This is a genomic window from Pseudomonas sp. PDM17, assembly GCF_014851985.1.
Lineage (GTDB): Bacteria > Pseudomonadota > Gammaproteobacteria > Pseudomonadales > Pseudomonadaceae > Pseudomonas.
Genome location: NZ_JACVAT010000003.1, coordinates 580,563 through 600,291 on the forward strand (window position 1 = coordinate 580,563; position 19,729 = coordinate 600,291).

Annotated in this window: 18 protein-coding genes and 1 tRNA gene; 12 read left to right on the top strand and 7 right to left on the bottom strand. The window is 63.7% G+C overall.

From position 1 onward, the window contains the following. Positions 1–84 precede the first annotated feature (84 nt). The 3 genes from IB256_RS12850 to IB256_RS12860 are packed head-to-tail and all read left to right on the top strand — an operon-like array spanning position 85 to position 3,498. Complete coding sequence (locus tag IB256_RS12850) at positions 85–1,374, top strand: murein hydrolase activator EnvC family protein (RefSeq protein WP_192293294.1); 1,290 nt, start codon at positions 85–87, stop codon at positions 1,372–1,374. 27 nt (positions 1,375–1,401) lie between these two features. Further along, positions 1,402–2,712 carry a S41 family peptidase gene (locus IB256_RS12855; RefSeq protein WP_081515343.1) on the top strand — a complete coding sequence of 437 codons (1,311 nt, stop codon included), beginning with the start codon at positions 1,402–1,404 and terminating at the stop codon, positions 2,710–2,712. A 3-nt stretch (positions 2,713–2,715) separates the two neighbouring features. Further along, positions 2,716–3,498 (top strand): divergent polysaccharide deacetylase family protein, encoded by a 783-nt coding sequence (locus tag IB256_RS12860; RefSeq protein WP_192293296.1) that lies wholly within the window; start codon positions 2,716–2,718, stop codon positions 3,496–3,498. Between the two features lie 88 nt (positions 3,499–3,586). Here IB256_RS12860 and IB256_RS12865 read toward each other — a convergent pair whose 3' ends face one another. From IB256_RS12865 to hisB, 7 genes are all read right to left on the bottom strand, one after another. Next, positions 3,587–4,342, bottom strand: a complete 756-nt coding sequence (locus IB256_RS12865; RefSeq protein WP_192293652.1) for a substrate-binding periplasmic protein — start codon at positions 4,340–4,342, stop codon at positions 3,587–3,589. 152 nt (positions 4,343–4,494) lie between these two features. Then, complete coding sequence (locus tag IB256_RS12870) at positions 4,495–5,250, bottom strand: substrate-binding periplasmic protein (RefSeq protein WP_412547964.1); 756 nt, start codon at positions 5,248–5,250, stop codon at positions 4,495–4,497. A 298-nt stretch (positions 5,251–5,548) separates the two neighbouring features. Beyond that, positions 5,549–6,319, bottom strand: a complete 771-nt coding sequence (gene hisF / locus IB256_RS12875; RefSeq protein WP_081515340.1) for an imidazole glycerol phosphate synthase subunit HisF — start codon at positions 6,317–6,319, stop codon at positions 5,549–5,551. A gap of 110 nt (positions 6,320–6,429) precedes the next feature. Continuing rightward, positions 6,430–7,167: a 1-(5-phosphoribosyl)-5-[(5-phosphoribosylamino)methylideneamino]imidazole-4-carboxamide isomerase gene (hisA, locus tag IB256_RS12880; protein WP_192293300.1), complete on the bottom strand. Its 738-nt coding sequence runs from the start codon at positions 7,165–7,167 to the stop codon at positions 6,430–6,432. A gap of 40 nt (positions 7,168–7,207) precedes the next feature. Next, a complete protein-coding gene (locus IB256_RS12885; protein WP_045215778.1) occupies positions 7,208–7,468 on the bottom strand; it encodes a DUF2164 domain-containing protein in 261 nt (86 codons plus the stop codon). A 3-nt stretch (positions 7,469–7,471) separates the two neighbouring features. Next, a complete protein-coding gene (gene hisH, locus IB256_RS12890) occupies positions 7,472–8,110 on the bottom strand; it encodes an imidazole glycerol phosphate synthase subunit HisH (RefSeq protein WP_081515338.1) in 639 nt (212 codons plus the stop codon). Beyond that, entirely contained in the window at positions 8,110–8,703 is a 594-nt protein-coding gene (hisB, locus tag IB256_RS12895; protein ID WP_015479330.1) for an imidazoleglycerol-phosphate dehydratase HisB, read from the bottom strand. The genes hisH and hisB overlap by 1 nt, the downstream gene beginning before the upstream one ends. A 140-nt stretch (positions 8,704–8,843) precedes the next feature. Between hisB and panM the strand changes: the two genes are divergently transcribed. The 9 genes from panM to IB256_RS12940 all read left to right on the top strand — a co-directional run bounded on the left by panM (position 8,844) and on the right by IB256_RS12940 (position 19,725). Beyond that, positions 8,844–9,242 (top strand): aspartate 1-decarboxylase autocleavage activator PanM, encoded by a 399-nt coding sequence (gene panM, locus IB256_RS12900; protein ID WP_192402815.1) that lies wholly within the window; start codon positions 8,844–8,846, stop codon positions 9,240–9,242. Between the two features lie 140 nt (positions 9,243–9,382). Then, a complete protein-coding gene (locus IB256_RS12905; protein ID WP_192402817.1) occupies positions 9,383–11,611 on the top strand; it encodes an AsmA family protein in 2,229 nt (742 codons plus the stop codon). Further along, positions 11,608–12,675, top strand: a complete 1,068-nt coding sequence (gene mutY / locus IB256_RS12910) for an A/G-specific adenine glycosylase (RefSeq protein WP_192402820.1) — start codon at positions 11,608–11,610, stop codon at positions 12,673–12,675. The genes IB256_RS12905 and mutY overlap by 4 nt, the downstream gene beginning before the upstream one ends. Then, positions 12,672–12,944: an oxidative damage protection protein gene (locus IB256_RS12915; RefSeq protein ID WP_138213851.1), complete on the top strand. Its 273-nt coding sequence runs from the start codon at positions 12,672–12,674 to the stop codon at positions 12,942–12,944. The genes mutY and IB256_RS12915 overlap by 4 nt, the downstream gene beginning before the upstream one ends. Positions 12,945–13,022: 78 nt before the next feature. Beyond that, positions 13,023–13,098 (top strand) — tRNA-Phe (locus IB256_RS12920). A gap of 146 nt (positions 13,099–13,244) precedes the next feature. Next, positions 13,245–14,594 (top strand): alginate O-acetyltransferase AlgX-related protein, encoded by a 1,350-nt coding sequence (locus tag IB256_RS12925; RefSeq protein ID WP_192402822.1) that lies wholly within the window; start codon positions 13,245–13,247, stop codon positions 14,592–14,594. 59 nt (positions 14,595–14,653) lie between these two features. Further along, entirely contained in the window at positions 14,654–16,075 is a 1,422-nt protein-coding gene (locus IB256_RS12930; RefSeq protein WP_192402824.1) for an MBOAT family O-acyltransferase, read from the top strand. 259 nt (positions 16,076–16,334) lie between these two features. Beyond that, on the top strand, positions 16,335–18,668 hold the full coding sequence (locus IB256_RS12935; RefSeq protein ID WP_192402826.1) for an LTA synthase family protein: 2,334 nt from the start codon (positions 16,335–16,337) through the stop codon (positions 18,666–18,668). A 283-nt stretch (positions 18,669–18,951) separates the two neighbouring features. Next, positions 18,952–19,725, top strand: coding sequence for an ABC transporter ATP-binding protein (locus IB256_RS12940; protein ID WP_045215765.1), 774 nt, complete (start codon positions 18,952–18,954; stop codon positions 19,723–19,725). The last annotated feature ends 4 nt before the right edge of the window (positions 19,726–19,729 follow it).

The following is a 19,729-nucleotide window of genomic DNA, read 5'->3' on the forward strand; positions in this document are numbered from 1 at the left end:
CCACGCCATGCGGCCTGGGGCGTTTTTTTTAGCGCCCGCCACGGGCATACTAGCCCGGTCCAGAATCCAGGTGCCCGCCGCCCAATGCCCCGCGCCCTCCTCCCGCTGCTGCTGATCTGCCTCCTGAGCCCGCTCGCGGTCGTTGCCGACGAACGCGCCGACGCCCAACGTCAGCTGGAGCAGACGCAGAAAGACATCAATGAGCTGAAGAAGAACCTGAAGAACATCCAGGACGAGAAGTCCGGGGTGCAGAAACAGCTCAAGTCCACCGAAACCCAGATGGGCGACCTGGAAAAGCAGATCAGGCAGATCCAGGACGAGATGAAGAAGAACGAGGAAGAACTGCAGCGCCTCGATTCGGAGAAAAAAAAACTCCAGGGCGCACGCCTTGAGCAGCAGCGCCTGATCGCCATCCAGGCCCGCGCCGCCTACCAAAGCGGCCGCCAGGAATACCTCAAGCTGCTGCTGAACCAGGAACATCCCGAGAAGTTCAGCCGCACCCTCACCTACTACGACTACATCAACAAGGCGCGCCTGGAGCAGCTCTCGGCCTTCAACGAGACCCTGCGCCAGCTGAGCAACGTCGAACAGGAAATCACCTCGCAGAAGGACGAGCAGGTCGCCCAGCAGACCGCCCTCGAAGCCCGCCGCCAGGAACTGGCCGACGCCCGCAAGGCGCGCCAGGAGACCCTGGCCAAGCTCAACAGCGACCTGAAGGACGGCAGCAGCAAGCTCAAGGACCGCGAGCAGAGCCAGGACGACCTGAACAAAGTCCTCAAGACCATCGAGGAAACCCTCGCTCGCCAGGCCCGCGAAGCCGAGGAAGCGCGCCAGCGCGCCCTGGCCGCCGAACGCGAGCGGGTCAAGCGCGAGCAGGAACTGGCCGCACGCGGCGAGAAGCCCGCAACGCCCTCCAAACGCCCCGACTACAGCGGCCCGTTGGTTTCCAGCGGCACCGGCTTCGGCGGCGCGTTCGCCGCCACCAAGGGCAAACTGCCCTGGCCGGTGGATGGCCGCGTGCTGGCGCGCTACGGCAGCCCGCGCGGCGACGACCCCCGCGCCACCTGGGATGGCGTTCTGATCGGCGCCAACGCCGGCAGTACGGTGCGCGCCGTGCATGGCGGCCGCGTGGTGTTCGCCGACTGGCTGCGCGGCTCAGGCCTGCTGGTCATTCTCGACCACGGTGGTGGCTACCTCAGCCTTTATGGGCATAATCAAAGTCTTCTGAAGGACGCCGGCGATACCGTCAAAGCGGGCGATCCCATTGCAACCGTGGGAGCCAGCGGGGGTCAGAGTACCCCGGCGGTGTATTTTGCCATTCGCCATCAGGGCCGCCCGGCGGACCCTTCGACCTGGTGTCGCACGCAGGGATAAGCGGCGATCACGCATTAGGAGCCAAACATGTCGCAAGCTTTCCGTCTCACTACCCTGGCCCTGGCCTTGCTGCTCGGCGTCGGTGCGGTCCAGGCCGCCGACGCGCCGGCCGCATCCCCTGCGGCCAACGGCAAGGAGGCTCCGCTGCCGCTCGACGAGCTGCGCACCTTTGCCGAGGTCCTGGACCGGGTGAAGGCGGCTTACGTCGAACCGGTGGACGACAAGACGCTGCTGGAAAATGCCATCAAGGGCATGCTCAGCAACCTCGATCCGCATTCGGCCTACCTCGGCCCGGAAGAGTTCGCCGAACTGCAGGAAAGCACCAGCGGTGAATTCGGCGGCCTGGGCATCGAGGTCGGCAGCGAGGACGGCTTCGTCAAGGTGATCTCGCCGATCGACGACACCCCCGCAGCCAACGCCGGCATCCAGCCGGGCGACCTGATCGTCAAGATCGACGGCAAGCCGACCAAGGGACAGTCGATGAACGAGGCGGTGGACAGCATGCGCGGCAAGGCCGGCTCGCCCATCACCCTGACCATCGTGCGCGGTGGCGGAAAACCATTCGACGTAACCCTCAAGCGCGCCGTCATCAAGGTCAAGAGCGTGAAGAGCCAGTTGCTCGAACCGGGCTACGGCTACCTGCGCATCACCCAGTTCCAGGTGAACACCGGCGAGGAGACCGTCAAGGCGCTCTCCAAGCTGCGCAATGACAACAAGGGCAAGCTCAAGGGCATTGTGCTGGACCTGCGCAACAACCCCGGCGGCGTGCTGCAGTCCGCGGTGGAAGTGGCCGACGCCTTCCTCACCAAGGGCCTGATCGTCTACACCAAGGGCCGCATCCCGAACTCCGAGCTGCGCTTCTCCGCCGACCCGGCCGACCCGAGCGACGGCGTCCCGCTGGTGGTGCTGATCAACGGTGGCAGCGCCTCGGCTGCGGAGATCGTCGCCGGCGCCCTGCAGGACCAGAAGCGCGCGATCCTCATGGGTACCGACAGCTTCGGCAAGGGCTCGGTACAGACCGTGCTGCCGCTGAACAACGACCGCGCCCTGAAGCTCACCACCGCGCTGTACTACACCCCCAATGGCCGCTCCATCCAGGCCCAGGGCATCACCCCGGACATCGAGGTGGAACGCGCCAAGGTGACCCGCGAGAAGAGCGAATTCGACGGTTTCAAGGAAGCGGACCTGCAGGGCCACCTGGCCAACGGCAATGGCGGCCAGGATCGTCCGACCACTTCCGGCAAACCACCGGTGGATCGCCCGCAGGATGGCGACTACCAGCTCAGCCAAGCCCTCAGCCTGCTGAAAGGACTCAGCGTCAGCCGCGGCAACAACTGACCGATGCGCCCGGCCCGGCTGCTTTTCGGCCTGTGCCTGGGCGCGCTGCTGTGCCTGCCGGTGGCCGCCGCGCCCCGGCCGGACGGCGGCAAGCCGCTGGTCAGTATCGTCATCGACGACCTCGGGCAGAACCTGGCGCGCGACCGCCAGGTGCTCGACATCTCCCCCGCCATCGCCCTGGCGATCATCCCCGATACACCCCACGCCGCCGAACTGGCGCGCGAAGCGCACCATCGCGGGCGCACCGTGATGCTGCACATGCCGATGGACCCGGCCGGCGGTGGTTACGCCTGGGCCCCGGAGCTGACCCAGGAAGAGCGCGCGCGCCGTCTCGACGCCGCGCTGACGAAGGTGCCCTACGTGCAGGGCGTGAACAACCATGAAGGCAGCCGCATGACCGCCGACCGCCCGGCCATGGCCTGGCTGGCTGCTGAGCTGCAGCGCCGCCACCTGTTCCTGCTCGACAGCCGCACCAGCGCCGCCACCGTGGCTGCTGCCGAGGCACAGAAGATCGGCCTCGCCAGCCTGTCGCGGGACGTCTTCCTTGACGACGATCCGAGCGAAGCGGCGGTGATGGAGCAGATGCAGCGCGGCCTGAAACTGGCGCGCAAGCAGGGCACGGTGGTGATGATCGGCCACCCGAAGCCGGCGACCCTGGCTGTGCTCAAGCGCGTGCTGCCGACCCTGAAGGCCCAGGGCTTCGAGCTGGTGCAGCCGTCGCTGATGATCGCCGAGCGCGGCAACCGCGCCATGGCGGGGCATGGGCAGAACGGGATTTACCGCTAGACGCGCCTACAAAGCGGCAAGTTCTTCGTAGGAGCGAGCTTGCTCGCTCCTACGAAGTCCGGCCGTGCGCTTCGATGCCAAGCCGGCCTTACAGGTAGTTATTCGTCGCCTGCTCGATGAAGCCATCGGCGCGCATTTCGTCCAGCGCCTTCTGCAGCTTCGCCACCACCTCGTCCGGGGTGTCCTTGTTGATCGCCAGGTACAGCTGGGCCTCGTTGAAGCGCAGCACGGTCTGCAGGCCGGACACACCTTCCTGCTTGGCCAGGTAGCGACCCACCGGGTCGGTGGTGGCCCACAGGTCGATCTCGCCGGTGGTCAGCTTCTTCACGTTCTCCTGGTCGCGCAGCGCGTTGAGCACCGGGATGCCCTGGCTCTCCAGGTTCTGGCTGACGGCGTCGTTCTTGTAGGCGCCGAGCTTGTACTTGGCGGCGTCCTTGAGGTCCTTCACCTTGATCGAGCTGCCCGGCGGCGCGAGCAGGACCCAGTGGGTCTTGGCAATCGGCCCGACCCACTTGAACAGCGGCACGCGCTCAGGGGTGTAGGTGGTGGAGAACAGCCCGTAGTCGGGCTTGTCGAGGGCCAGCTTGTACAGGCGATCCCAGGGGAAACGCAGGCTCAGGCTGTACTGGATACCGGCGCGCTTGAACATCTCGCGGACGATGTCGGCGCTGATGCCGTCGATACCATCGTCACGGGCGAAGTTCTTGTCATCCACCGCCATGTTGAACGGCGGGAAGTTCTCGGTGAGCAATACCATCTTGTAATCGGCGGGCAACTCGGCGCGGGCCGTGGCGGCCCCCAGCAACAGACCCAGGGTAAGGGTCTTGGTCAGGACTTTCAGCATGGTCATACCGCTCGCTTGGTTATCGTTATTGGGCTTGCGGCATCCCTGCAGGGGGGACGGACTACTTCGCTCGTCTGCCTTCCGTGGCAAAACCGGCGCCGAGGGATGTCGGCGCCAAACACAAAGGCCGGCGAGTGGCCGGCCTTCGGGTGTTACAGGTAACTATTGAGCACGTCGTCAACGAAGCCTTCGGCGCGCATCTTGTCCAGCGCCGACTGCAGCTTCTGCACCACGGCATCCGGGGTCTCGCGGTTCAGGGCGAGGAACAGCTGGTCGCTGTTGAAGCGCAGCACGGTCTTCAGCCCGGTGACGCCCACCTGCTTGGCCAGGTAGCGACCCGCCGGGTCACCGCTGGCCCACAGGTCGATCTGACCGTCACGCAGCTTGGCGGCATTCTCCTGGTCGCGCAGCGCCAGCACCGGCTCGAAGCCGTGCTCGCTCAGGTACTGCGCCATGGCGTCGCCCTTGTAGGCGCCGACGCGGTATTTCTTCGCTTCATCCAGGTTGTTCAGGGCGATGGGGCTGTCCGCCTTGGCCAGCAGAACCCAGTCGTCCGGGCCGATCGGGCCGACCCATTTGAACTGGCTCTCGCGCTCGGGCAGGCGCGCGGTGACGAACACCCCGTAGCCGGGCTTCTCCAGCGCCAGCTTGTAGATGCGGTCCCAGGGGAAGCGCAGGGTCAGGCTGTACTGCACGCCGGCACGCTTGAACATCTCCTTGACGATATCCACGGCGATGCCGTCGATGCTGTCTTCCTGGGCGAAGTTCTTGCCGTTGATGGCCATGTTGTAGGGAGGGAAGTTCTCGGTGAGCAGCACCACGCTGTAGTCCGAAGAATCCGTTTCAGCCCTTGCCGCACTGGCCAGAAGCAGGCCGCAGCCTAGCCATGCGAGCAGAATGCGCTTCAGCATCGAGATATTTCCTGCGTATGACATTTCTGAGAAGGCGCAGAGCTTACTCGGAGAATTGACGTCAATAAACCCTATGAATATGGCGATGGGACATGGGTACGCCAGTACCTTGGGTTGAGAACGCCAGTACCTTGAATCAAGAGCGCCAGTACCTTGACTCGGACACGCCAGACCCTTGACCGATGGCTTCAGCTAGCAAGCTTCGTGCGCAGGAAGGGGATGCGGCCACCGGACGCAGGGGAAGGACGGCCCGGGAGAGAGCCATCGGGCCGGGAGAACCCCGGCCCGGAAGGAATCAGCGCACGACGATGCCGCGGCTGGCCAGGTAGGCCTTGGCCTCCGGCACGCTGTACTCGCCGAAGTGGAAGATGCTCGCCGCGAGCACCGCGTCGGCCTTGCCCTCGATGATGCCGGCGGCCAGGTGCTCCAGGTTGCCGACGCCGCCGGAGGCGATCACCGGCACGCCCACGGCCTCGCTGATGGCGCGGGTCACGCCCAGGTCGTAGCCGCTCTTCACGCCGTCCTGGTCCATGCTGGTCAGCAGGATTTCACCAGCGCCCAGGCCTTCCATCTTCTTCGCCCATTCGACCGCGTCCAGCCCGGTGGGCTTGCGGCCGCCGTGGGTGAAGATTTCCCAGCGCGGCGCTTCGCCCGGCGCCGAGACCTTCTTCGCGTCGATTGCGACCACGATGCACTGCGAGCCGAAGCGCGCGGCGGCTTCGCCGACGAACTCCGGGGTGAACACCGCGGCGGTGTTGATCGAGACCTTGTCCGCACCGGCGTTGAGCAGGTTGCGAATGTCCTGCACCGTCCTGACGCCACCGCCCACCGTCAGCGGGATGAACACCTGGCTGGCCATGCGCTCAACGGTGTGCAGGGTGGTATCGCGGCCATCGACGCTGGCGGTGATGTCGAGGAAGGTGATCTCGTCCGCTCCCTGCTCGTCGTAGCGGCGGGCGATTTCCACCGGATCACCGGCGTCGCGGATGTTCTCGAACTTGACGCCCTTCACCACGCGGCCGTTGTCCACGTCGAGGCAGGGAATGATGCGTTTAGCCAGTGCCATAGCAATGCTCTCGTAGGATGGGTGGAGCGCAGCGATGCCCATGCTGCCAGCCCACCGAATTCCTCATTGCTGGATGGCTCGCAGGGCGATCCATCCAGCGTGCGTTCAGATCAGCCTTTGAAGCTGTCGCACAGCGCCTGTGCTTCGGCGACGTCGAGGGTGCCTTCGTAGATCGCGCGGCCGGTGATGGCGCCGACGATGCCCGGCGTGCGGGCGTCCAGCAGCTTCTGGATGTCACCCAGGTTGTGGATGCCGCCCGAAGCGATCACCGGAATACGCGTGGCGTTGGCCAGGGCGGCGGTGGCTTCGACGTTGCAGCCCTGCATCATGCCGTCCTTCGCGATGTCGGTGTAGACGATCGCCGAGACGCCATCGGCCTCGAAGCGCTTGGCCAGGTCGATGACCTGCACCGAGCTCACTTCCGCCCAGCCGTCGGTGGCGACGAAACCGTCTTTCGCGTCCAGGCCAACGATCACCTTGCCCGGGAAGGCCTTGCACGCTTCGGCGACGAACTCCGGCTGCTTGACCGCCTTGGTGCCGATGATCACGTAGCTGACGCCGGCACGGACATAGTGCTCGATGGTTTCCAGCGAGCGGATGCCGCCGCCGATCTGGATCGGCAGGCTCGGGTAGCGCTTGGCGATGGCGGTAACCACTTCACCGTTGACCGGCTTGCCTTCGAAGGCGCCGTTCAGGTCCACCAGGTGCAGACGGCGGCAGCCGCCCTCCACCCACTTGGCGGCCATGGACACCGGGTCGTCGGAGAAGACCGTGGCGTCTTCCATCAGGCCCTGGCGCAGGCGCACGCAGGCGCCGTCTTTCAGATCGATTGCGGGGATGATCAGCATGGGTTGAACCTGCTCGAATCCAAAGGTGAATGGGGTCGGGTCAGCTCTTCTCGAGCGCCCACAAGTCGCTTTCGATGCTCTCGAACCGGTCTTTCAGGTGAGATTGCACGTCGAAGATCGCCTTGTTGTAGAACAGCGGGCCGAACTCGCGGAGGAAGAAGTCCAGCGCCTCTTCGGCCTCGAAGGAACCGACATCCAGCTCGAAGCGATCTTCGAGGAAGCGCTGGATCGCCCGCGCCGCGCTCTGGCGCTGGGCGCCATCGAGCTCGAGGATCGCCGGCTTGTCCTTCTGGCGGGCCATGGCTTACCAGCGCCCGTCCCAGGCGGCGAAGTTCTGCAGCAGCTGCAGGCCATGGGTATGGCTCTTCTCCGGGTGAAACTGCACGGCGAAGCGCGAACCGTCGGCCAACGCGGCGGCGAAATCGACGCCGTAATGGCCGCGACCGACCACCTGGCGCGGGTTACCGGCCTGGATGTAGTAGCTGTGCACGAAGTAGAAGCGCGCGCGGTCCGGGATGTCGTGCCACAGCGGGTGATCCACGCTCTGCGCCACCTCGTTCCAGCCCATGTGCGGCACCTTCAGGTGCTCGCCATCCTCGTGCAGGTCCTTGCCGAAGAAGCGCACCTGGCCGGGAAACAGGCCGATGCAGTCAACGCCGTCGTTTTCCTCGCTGCGCTCCAGCAGCGCCTGCATGCCGACGCAGATGCCGAGGAACGGACGGTCCTGGCTGACTTCGCGCACCAGGCTGTCGAAGCCCAGGCGCTTGATCTCGGCCATGCAGTCGCGGATTGCGCCGACGCCGGGGAACACCACGCGGTCCGCTTCGCGGATCACGTTGGCGTCGCTGGTCACCAGCACGCGACCGGCGCCCACGCGCTCAAGCGCCTTGGACACCGAGTGCAGGTTGCCCATGCCGTAGTCGATGACGGCTACGGTCTGCATTACAGGCACCCTTTGGTGGACGGCATCTGGCCGGCCATGCGCTCATCCAGCTCGATGGCCATGCGCAGCGCGCGGCCGAAGGCCTTGAACACCGTTTCGATCTGGTGGTGGGTGTTGTGCCCGCGCAGGTTGTCGATGTGCAGGGTGACGTTGGCGTGGTTGACGAAGCCCTGGAAGAACTCCATGAACAGGTCGACATCGAAGCCACCGACGCTGGCGCGGGTGAACGGCACGTGCATCTGCAGGCCGGGGCGGCCGGAGAAGTCGATGACCACGCGCGACAGCGCCTCGTCCAGCGGCACGTAGGCATGGCCGTAGCGGCGGATGCCTTTCTTGTCGCCGATGGCCTTGGCAAAAGCCTGGCCGAGGGTGATGCCGATGTCTTCGACGGTATGGTGGTCATCGATATGCAGGTCGCCCTTGCACTCGATGTCCAGGTCGATCAGGCCGTGGCGGGCGATCTGGTCCATCATGTGCTCGAGGAAGGGAACCCCGGTATCGAAGCGGGCCTTGCCCGTTCCATCCAGGTCGATGGAAACCTTGATCTGGGTTTCCAGGGTGTCGCGCGCGACGGATGCCTTGCGTTCGGCCATCACCAGCTCCACAGCTAACACTGCACGTAATTATAAGAAGGGGCGGCATTATAGGCGCGCCGGGCGCTGCGCGGCTATGGGCGGTGGTCGGCGCTGGCCGATAGTCCTACACTGCGCGGCTCGCCTTTCGAGGATTGCCCATGCCCGTCGTCGTCCAGCACCTGACCCAGCCCAGCGACCAGGACCGCCAGGACCTGCTGAAGATCTACGCCGATGCGCCGCAGTGGCTGCTGGCGCCGTTCACCGACGCCGATGAGCTGGTCACCCGCGGCCTCGTCGAGGGCCGGCTGTTCACCGGGCGCTTCAACGACCGCCTGCTGGGCGCCGCGTGGATCGAGCGAGACGACGACACCTGGCGGCTTTCCCGCCTGTGCGTGCGCCAGGTTACCCGCAACCGTGGTGTCGCCCGGCGCCTGCTGGAAGAAGCCCAGCGCCTGGCCGTCCTGCAAGGCGCCGCGCTACGCCTGAGCTCTCCGCAAGACCAGCCCGAAGCCGTGCGCTTCGCCGAGCACCTGGGCCTGACGCTGCTGCCAGCCTGACCTGTCATCGCCGGGAACCGCGCCGCAAGTCCCCGTTCAAACCCCGCAATACCTGCCCCCGCCTTTCCGGGCTGGGGCGCCGCTGCGTCATTGGTATACTTTCCCGCTACTCCACCCGCCGCCTGAACAAGGACCCGTACATGAAAGCGTTCGGCAAAATCATCGGCATCGTTGCCCTGGTCCTGCTGCTGCTCATCGTCGCCGCCGGCTTCGTGCTGACCCACTTCTTCGATCCGAACGACTACAAGGACGAAATCCGCCAGCTCGCCCGGGACAAGGCCAACCTCGAGCTGAACCTCAAGGGCGACATCGGCTGGAGCCTGTTCCCCTGGCTGGGCCTGGAGCTGCACGACACCAGCGTGGCGAGCCTGCAGACGCCGGACAAGCCGTTCGCTGATGCGCAGCTGTTGGCCATGTCCGTACGCGTACTGCCGCTGCTGCGTAAAGAAGTGCAGATGAGCGACATCCGCGTCGAAGGCCTGACCCTGTCCCTGAACAAGGACAAGAACGGCGTCGGCAACTGGGAAAGCATCGGCAAGCCCGCCCAGCCGGCCACCGGCACGCCGCCCGCCGCACAACCGGCGCCGGCGCCGAGCGAGCCGGCTAAACCCGCAGCCGGCGAAGGCCACCAGGCGATGAAGCTGGACATCGACAGCCTCAGCGTGAAGAACGCCCGCATCGACTACGCCGACACCCAGAGCGGCAAGAACTACAGCGTCGAAGGCATCGAGCTGACCACCGGCGCGATCCGCGAGGGCAGCAACATCCCGGTCAAGCTCAGCGCCTACCTGGGCACCAACCAGCCGGTGATCCGCGCGCGCACCGAGTTGACCGGCAACCTGCGCTTCGACCGCGCGCTCAAGCGCTACCAGCTCGAAGACGCCAAGCTCTCCGGCGAAGTCTCCGGCGACCCGTTCCAGGGCAAGACCGCCAACTACAGCGCCCAGGGCCAGCTGGTACTCGACCAGGCCGCCCAGATCGCCGAATGGAACGGCCTGAAGGTCACCGTCAACCAGCTGCGCGCCCTCGGCGAGCTGAAGGCCCGCGAGCTGGATAAAGAGCCCAAGTTCGACGGCGGCCTGTCGCTGGCACCGTTCAACCTGCGCGAATTCCTCGAAGGCATCGGCCAGACCCTGCCGGAAATGGCCGACACCACCACCCTCACCAAGCTGGAACTGGCCACCCGCGTCAGCGGCACCCGCAACAGCCTCGCCCTGAACGACATCAACCTGAAGCTGGACGACAGCGCCTTCAGCGGCAACCTCGGCATCGCCGACTTCGGCAAGCAGGCGATCCGCGCCCAGCTGTCCGGCGACAAGCTGAACCTCGACCGCTATCTGCCGGCCAAGGTCAAGAAGGCCCAGGAGGCCACCAACAGCGCACGCAAGGCCGAAGTCGACGCCACCGCGCAGAACGCCATCAAGGGCGACACGCCATTGCCCAGCCAGCCGACCCAGCAAGCCTGGAGCGACGCCCCGCTGCTGCCCATCGCCCGCCTGCGCGCGCTGGACCTCGACACCGGCCTGAACCTCGGCCAGCTGACCCTGGACAAGCTGCCCATCGACAACGCCGTGCTCAAGCTGCGCGGCCAGGGCGGCCTGCTCAACCTCGACGACCTGCGTGGCGAGCTTTACGACGGCAAGTTCAACGCCACCGCCACCCTCGACGTGCGCCAGGACGTACCGACCCTGCAGGCGAAGAAACACATCGCCGACGTACCGGTGGAGCGCCTGCTCGAATCCCAGGGCCAGAAGCCGCCGGTGAAGGGCCTGCTGGACCTTGACGCCGACATCACCACCCAGGGCAACAGTCAAAAGGCCTGGATCGACAACCTCAACGGCACCGCGCACTTCGTCCTGACCCAGGGCGTGCTGCTCAACGCCAACCTCGAACAGCAGCTGTGCCAGGGCATCGCCACGCTCAACCGCAAGTCGCTGACTGGCGAGCATGGCGGCAAGGACACGCCCTTCCGCGAGCTGCAGGGCAACCTGGTGTTCCGCAATGGCGTGGCCAGCAACCCGGACCTCAAGGCCAGCATCCCCGGCCTGACCGTCAAGGCCGACGGCGACCTCGACCTGCGCGTGCTGGGCATGGACTACCGCGTCGGCGTCACCATCGAAGGCGACAAGAGCGACATGCCCGACCCCGCCTGCGAAGTGAACAAGCGCTACGTCGGCATCGAATGGCCGCTGCGCTGCCGCGGCCCGCTGGAACTGGGCGCCAAGGCCTGCCGCCTGGACAAGGACGGCATCGGCAAGATCGCCGCACGTTTGGCCGGGGACCGGCTGAACCAGAAACTCGAAGAGAAGCTCGGCGACAAGGTCAGTCCCGAACTCAAAGACGCACTCAAAGGGCTGTTCAAGAAGTGACCCCGCAAAGCTTCAATTCGGCCGTGCTCGACTGGTTCGACACGCACGGCCGCCATGACCTGCCCTGGCAGCAGAACATCACGCCCTACCGGGTGTGGGTTTCGGAAATCATGCTGCAGCAGACTCAGGTCAGCACCGTGATGGGCTATTACGACCGCTTCATGACCGCGCTGCCGACGGTCGCAGACCTCGCCAATGCGCCGGAAGACGAGGTGCTGCACCTGTGGACGGGCCTGGGCTACTACACCCGCGCCCGCAACCTGCACAAGACCGCGAAGACGGTGATGGAACAGCACGGCGGAGAGTTCCCGCGTAACGTCGAACAGCTCGCCGAGCTGCCCGGCATCGGCCGCTCCACCGCCGGCGCCATAGCCAGCATTTCCATGGGGCTGCGTGCGCCGATCCTCGACGGCAACGTCAAGCGCGTGCTGGCGCGCTACATCGCCTGCGACGGCTATCCGGGCGAACCCAAGGTCGCCAGGCAGCTGTGGGACGCCGCCGAGCGCTTCACGCCGCAGGAGCGGGTCAACCACTACACCCAGGCGATGATGGACCTGGGCGCCACCCTCTGCACCCGCAGCAAGCCGAGCTGCCTGCTCTGCCCACTGCGCGAGGGCTGCCGCGCGCACTACCTCGGCCGCGAAACCGACTTCCCGGCGCCCAAGCCGCGCAAGGCGCTGCCGCAGAAGCGCACGCTGATGCCGATCCTGGCCAACCGCGAGGGCGACATCCTGCTTTATCGCCGTCCGTCGACCGGCCTCTGGGGCGGGCTGTGGAGCTTCCCCGAACTGGACGACCTGGCCGCCCTCGACCCGCTGGCCCAGCGCCACGCCCTGCGCCTGGGCGAGCGGCGCGAGCTGCCCGGCCTGACCCATACCTTCAGCCACTTCCAGCTGGCCATCAAGCCCTGGCTGGTGCGCGTCGAGGACGCAGCCCCCGCCGTGGCCGAGGCCGACTGGCTCTGGTATAACCTCGCCACCCCGCCGCGGCTCGGCCTTGCCGCCCCGGTGAAGAAGCTGCTCAAACGAGCCGCCGACGTGTTGAACGCAGGAGAAATGTCATGACCCGACTGGTGATGTGCCGCAAATTCAAAGAAGAGCTGCCCGGCCTCGATCGCGCGCCCTACCCCGGAGCCAAGGGCCAGGACATCTACGAGCACGTCTCGAAGAAAGCCTGGGAGGAATGGCAGAAGCACCAGACCATGCTGATCAACGAGCGTCGCCTGAACATGATGAATGCCGAGGATCGCAAGTTCCTCACCGCCGAGATGGACAAGTTCCTGTCCGGCGAGGAATACGCGCAGGCCGAGGGCTACGTCCCGCCCAGCGCGTAAGCTTCGGTATTATTTGAAAAATTTTTTCGCGACACGCTTGACACCCCTTCCGAAAACCCTTTTAATGCGCGCCACGTTGCCCAGGTAGCTCAGTTGGTAGAGCAGGGGATTGAAAATCCCCGTGTCGGCGGTTCGATTCCGTCCCTGGGCACCAAGCCTTACGAAAAGCCCCTGAAATCGCGAGATTTCAGGGGCTTTTTCATGTCCCGCTCCAAGTGCTGGGCACGGTTGATATCGCGCCTCGTACGTGGCCTACTACGCCCCTTTTGTCTCATCCGACAGTGCAACGCATGCCCCCTGATGGGCGCACTCATCGGCCTTGCCTGTGCTTCACCGCAACTTCCGGTGCCCCATCAAGCCTGGCAACGCCTGCAAGGAAGTGTGAAGCCATTTGTAAAGGAGCAGGAATTGGGGAAGCCCAGGAACAAGTCGTATCCGTCTGTCAGCAGCCTTTATCGACTGCCGATCGTCCTTGTATGGCTGATGCTCTTCGGCAGCCTCGCCCCATTGGCGATTCTGCTCACGGGCGCGACACCAGCGCTCCAGGCTTCCCGCAGCCAGTTCCTGGGAAACGTTCCGCTCCTAGGGCACCACTTCAAATCGCTGGAGCAGTGGTACGCCAGCCATGTGCCTCCGGTACAGGAACTTCGTCCGCTAACGCCATTCCCTGACTCTTGGGAGGGCTCCTGGCCGGAAGCCGACAAGAACTACTTCCGTCTGGAGCGCTGGTTCGGTGACAACCTTGGCCTGCGGGATCTGATGATTCGCACCAAGAACGAACTCGACTACCAGCTTTTCCGGTCTTCGTCGCGCGTTTACTTTGGCAAGGACGACTATATCTACGGCCGCCCACTTACCGACCGAGAGCTTCCAGCAACGGAAGAGGTGCTCAAAGATCCTTCCAGCATCACTGCAGTGCATCAGGGCATTACCGAACTTGCCGAATCACTCAGCAAGCGCGGCATGACGCCGATTTTCATTTTCCCCATGCAGAAGCAGTATCTGACGCCGGACAACCTGCCATTCTTTGCGCCACGCCTGCCGCAGAACAGCCACTTCATGCAGCTCTATCAATCTCTGAAGGACGACTCGACTCTCCATTTCGTGGATGTCTTCGAGATACTGAAAAAGTTGCGGGAAACCCATCAGATCTTCTACAAGCAGGATTTTCACTGGACTCACGCTTCAGCCATGGCGGTATCTGAAGTGACCGTCAACCTGATTGCCGAACTCGAAGGCTCAAGCCATCAGTGGCAGGACGCCATTGAGGTAGAACCGAAACCCTTTGTCGGCTCCGAAACGCGATTCTCCGCTCGACTCAACGCCCAGGAACAAATCATGGAACCTGAGCTCGTCAAGAGCTGGAGCGGCGAAGGGTTCAAGCCTCTCGATGCAAAGACGACAGGGTTGGAGTTCGTAACCAATCCAACTGCGCCTGAAGGCTTGCTGCCGCCCACCTGCTTATATGGGAACAGTTTCAGTGACGGAATGAACTTCGCTGGCCTGCCAGATCACTTTCAGAAACTCACGAAACTGGATCGTCAGCAACCGCTCAGTAAAATCCCGGAGCTGACCGAGGGGCGATGCAAGTACGTGATCATTCAGGTTCTGGACATTCAGTCAGCACACTGGCTCTCATTGAAAAAATAATGCTTCCAAGCACATCGATGCTGCTTGGGCAGGTAGCCAGGTTGCCATAGGGGCTCTACATGGTTTTTTCCTCACCCGCATTCCTGTTCGTATTCTTTCCGGTTTTCTTCATCCTCTACTCGTTGTTGCCGCGCCCCACCCGCAACAGTTTCATCTTGCTGGCAAGCGTGCTGTTCTATGTCTGCGGCGCTGGTGCACTGACCTTCGTCGCCCTGATCATGCTGGTTGCCAACTGGCTGCTGGCCCAGGTGCTCGGCAACCTGAGAGGCAACCCATCGTCGGGCAAGCTCTCATCTGTAGTATTCACCCTGTGCGTCCTTGCCAACCTCGGGCCGTTGCTCTTTTACAAATACCTTATCTTCTTCATCCATGTCTTCCACGACCTCACCGGCGCCTCCTGGTTTGCAAACGTTGAAACCTGGAAGATACTGCTGCCTCTGGGAATATCGTTTTATACCTTCCACTTCATCTCATATATAACCGATGTCTATACCGGGCATATCCGCCCCGAAAAGAGCCTGCAAAAGTTCGCAATTTACATCTTCCTGTTCCCTCATCTTATTGCCGGCCCAGTGGTTCGCTTCTCCGAAGTCAAACAACAGCTCGATGTAAAACGCAGAAAACTGGTCAGTAGTGACATTTTCTGGGGCATGGCAATTTTCGTGATTGGCTTATCGAAGAAAATCCTGATTGCTGATCCGCTAGGCGCAGTAGTGGATAGCGTCCACGCCCCGGGAGTGGTGGTAACGACATACTCCGCATGGTTGAGCGCCTTCTGCTACTCGTTCCAGATCTATTTCGACTTCTCTGGCTACACCGATATGGCCATCGGCATGGCGCGAATGCTCGGCTTCAGGTTCCCACGAAACTTCAACCGGCCTTACGCCGCGCACACTGTCACGGAATTCTGGCGTCGCTGGCACATGACGCTGTCTCGCTGGTTCAGGGACTACGTCTATATCCCTCTAGGCGGCAATAGAGCCTCCTCCTTTGGCACTTACCGAAACCTGTTTATCGTTTTCGGGCTTTGCGCCCTTTGGCATGGCGCCGCCTACACCTTCCTGATCTGGGGGGTAGGCCACGGCTCTTTGATCGCCCTTGAGCGGGCCGGAGTACTGAAACCAGAGAAATACCGGCTTGGTAGCGTACCAGTATTCCTCTTTGCCACTCTGCTGTGGGTTCCGTTCCGAGCGGCTGACATGGGCCAGACCACGACGCTGTGGAAGGCCATGTTCGGCCTTTCGAGCCAAGCCCCAGCCTGGGTTCCAGAGAATCTCGCACTTGCAGACTTCAAGGTCATCTTCCTGCTGGCGCTAGCAACTGTCATTTGCCTGGTCAGCGACAAGCGTTTCTACAAGATGCGCGCAGCCAGCTTCCGCAAGCCAGGTCTTGTTGCGATCTATTGCGTCCTCCTCTATGTGCTTTCGTGCATTTCCGTCGTCGAGCGTGGATTCCACCCGTTTATTTACTTCCAGTTCTAAGGCTGCTGCAGCCACTCCTGCCCCCCTTTCGGCAGCATGCCCGCCGCGCCAGCATCGCTAGCGCGGCGAGGCAACCCCGCCCCAGAACCCGCTCCGTGCCGCTTGCCAGCAATCGGCATGATTCCATTTCGAATGTTTGCCGCACTACACTGTCTACTGGCACATAGCACATCGATCTTTCAGAATCATGACCATCCGGACGATTTTCACTCTGCAGTGAGATACCCTCCGGGATTCGATGTTTTGTAGCGGAGTCACTGTGCGCAAACTCATAAGCTGGTGGAATTCCCGGGGCAACCTGGTTTCCCTGTCTGCCCTCTTCCTGCTGGTGCCGCTGATCGGCCGCTACAGCCTTGGCTGGGGCTCCCCGTTGGGCTACCTGTCGGACCTGGCGCTCGGCACCCTGCTGGTCGTCGCACTGCACAACCGACGACTGCTCATCGCCATCCCGGTCATGCTGGTCTGGGCGCTTTCGGTGATCGGCACCGCCGAGCTGGTCAGTGCCGTGGGCCGCATGCCTGCGCCGGAAGACCTGCACTTCCTCGCCGACCCGACCTTCGTCGCCAACTCCACCGAGGGCGGCGGTCTCAACCACCTGCACCTGGCGATCCTGATCGGCGCTGGCATCCTGCTCTGCGCGCTGCTCTGGCGCCGCCGCGAAAAGCCGCTGCCAGGCTACGCCTATGCTGTACCGGCCGTGCTGCTGGCCGCCCACGCAGGCGTTCAGTACTTCCAACCCAGCGATGCGGAAATGTGGAAGCAGTTCAACCTGCCGCACCAGCTGGTCTCCCGCGCCGTCACCAGCGGCGAGATGGCCTACCAGGACTGGCGCGACCGCGACCAGCCGGAGGCCCGCCCGGACGTCACCGGCCTGACCCAGCACGACCTCAATGGCACTTCGCTGTTGACCGGTCGCGGCCAGGCGAAGAACGTGCTGATCATCGCCATGGAAGGTATCCCCGGCGCCTACGTCGCCACCAACCGTGCCGCCCTGAGCAGCAGCTACGAAGAGTCGATGATGCCGCGCCTGAGCACCTGGGCCGAGCGCGCCATGACCACACCTGACTACGTGGTGCACAGCCACCAGACCATCCGCGGCCTCTACGCCATGCTCTGCGGCGACTACAGCAAGCTGGACAATGGCACGCCCAAGGGCGTCGAGCTGCTGGGCAACCCGACCCGCGCCGCCGAATGCCTACCGGCGCAAATGCACCAGGCCGGCTTCAGCACCCACTTCCTGCAGGGCGCCGGGCTGCGCTTCATGGCCAAGGACAAGGTCATGCCGGCCATGGGCTTCGACAAGACCCTGGGCCGCGACTGGTTCAAGAAAAAGCCCTACCTGGAATTCGCCTGGGGCATGGATGACAAGGCCTTCTTCGAGGGTGCGCTGGACTACGTCGGCCAGCTGCGCCAGAAGAAGCAGCCGTGGATGCTCACCCTGCTCACCGTCGGCACCCACCAGCCGTATTCGGCCACTCCGGAATACCTGGCCAAGTACCCGACCCCGCGCCAGGCGGCAGTCGCCTACCTGGATGACGCCGTCGATGCCTTCCTCAAGGGTCTGGAAGAGAAAGGCGTGCTCAAGGACACCCTGGTGATCGTCACCTCCGACGAATCCCATGGCATCGACAATGTGCGCCTTGCCTCGGCCTGGGGCCTGAACCTGATCCTTGCACCGGAACAGGCCGCGCTGCCGCCGGTTAAGGCCGGCGTCTACGGCCACGTCGACCTGGAATCCTCGGTGCTCGACTATTTCGCCATCAAGGCGCCGCAGGATATCGCCGGTCGCTCGCTGTTCCGCGAATACACCAGCGGCCGCGAGATGGTGACCTTCACCAACGGAATGCAGCGTTATCACGACGGCAAGGGCAACTTTACCGAGTGCGACTTCCAGCAGGTCTGCCGGCGCTACAAGAGTGACGGTTTCATCGCCGATACCGCCAAATTCGAAGGCCGCTTCAGTGGCCGCGACGCCCGCCTGATGACTGCCCGCGCGGACATCCTTGACCAATCGGTGACCAAAGCGCAGTCGGCTCGCGAATACCAGTTCGCGACCAAGGAACGCATCCGCCTGAAGCCACAGATCGACAACGAGTACACCGACAACCTGATCGGCGCGCAGTATCTGGAGTTTCCGGCCAACACCCACACCACGGTGCGCCTGAAGATCCGCGCGATCCAGATGGACGCCAATGGGGCGAAAGTGACGCTCAAGACGCGCTCGTTCGAGAAGCCCGTGCCCATCGAGATACCGGACTTCCCGCGGGTGTTGCGCAACCAGCCGCTGGAAGTGAGCTTCGGCTTCGACAACGAGGAAGCCCGCAAGGCCTTCTCCTTCCACCTGCTCGCCGAAGGCAAGGGCGTCATCGAGATCACCGACTTCCACGTGCTGACCCAGCCGCGCAAGTCGACGATCAATGCCACCGAAGGCGGTGGCACGGGCCTGGCCGACGCCAACCAGCCGCTGACGATTCCGCGGCTGTCCGGGCACCCGAACCTGATGGCCAGCCAGCCACCGGAATCCCAGGACGACATCACGCCCGCCGAAGCACTCGAAGATCCGAATCCGCAACTTCGGCAGATGATGCAGTAACTCTCACCGGCGGCCCCAGGGCCGCCGGACTTTTACCGGCCGGTCTAAACTGGCACTATCCCGCCCCCGCGCCATCAGCCGACGCCCTCATCCGGCGCAGCTAGTTCAGCCCAGGCGACAACGCCGAGCGGCAATGCGACAACTTGCCACTACAGCCGACGACCGCGGCAGATGGGCGCTTGGCGCACTCCGGAGTGCGTGTTAGGTTGCCCCTCGCCAGGATGGCCCCGATTCTGCAGTGACCTGCTGCGAAAGCGTCCGAATAACAATAGAGGAGCCCCCAATGGCCACGGCCATACCCGCACTGGAAATCCGTAACCTGCACAAGCGTTACGGTGACCTGGAAGTGCTCAAAGGCATTTCCCTGACCGCCCGCGACGGCGATGTGATTTCCATTCTCGGCTCCTCCGGTTCCGGTAAATCCACGTTCCTGCGCTGCATCAACCTGCTGGAGAACCCGCACCAGGGCCAGATCCTGGTCGCCGGTGAAGAACTCAAGCTGAAGAAGACCAAGGACGGCTCGCTGGTCGCCTCGGACAACAAGCAGATCAACCGTCTGCGCAGCGAACTGGGTTTCGTCTTCCAGAACTTCAACCTCTGGCCGCACATGAGCATCCTCGACAACATCATCGAGGCGCCGCGCCGTGTGCTGGGCAAGACCAAGGCCGAAGCCACCGAGATCGCCGAGGCCCTGCTGGCCAAGGTCGGCATCTCCGACAAGCGCCACAGCTTCCCCGCGCAGCTTTCCGGTGGCCAGCAGCAACGCGCCGCCATCGCCCGCACCCTGGCGATGCAGCCCAAGGTCATCCTCTTCGACGAGCCGACGTCGGCACTGGACCCGGAAATGGTCCAGGAAGTGCTTAACGTTATCCGCGCGCTCGCCGATGAGGGTCGTACCATGCTGCTGGTGACCCATGAAATGAACTTTGCCCGCCAGGTATCCAGTGAGGTGGTGTTCCTCCACCAGGGCCTGGTAGAAGAGCAGGGACCGCCGCAGCAGGTATTTGACAACCCGCAATCGGCACGCTGTAAACAATTCATGTCCAGCCACCGCTAACGGA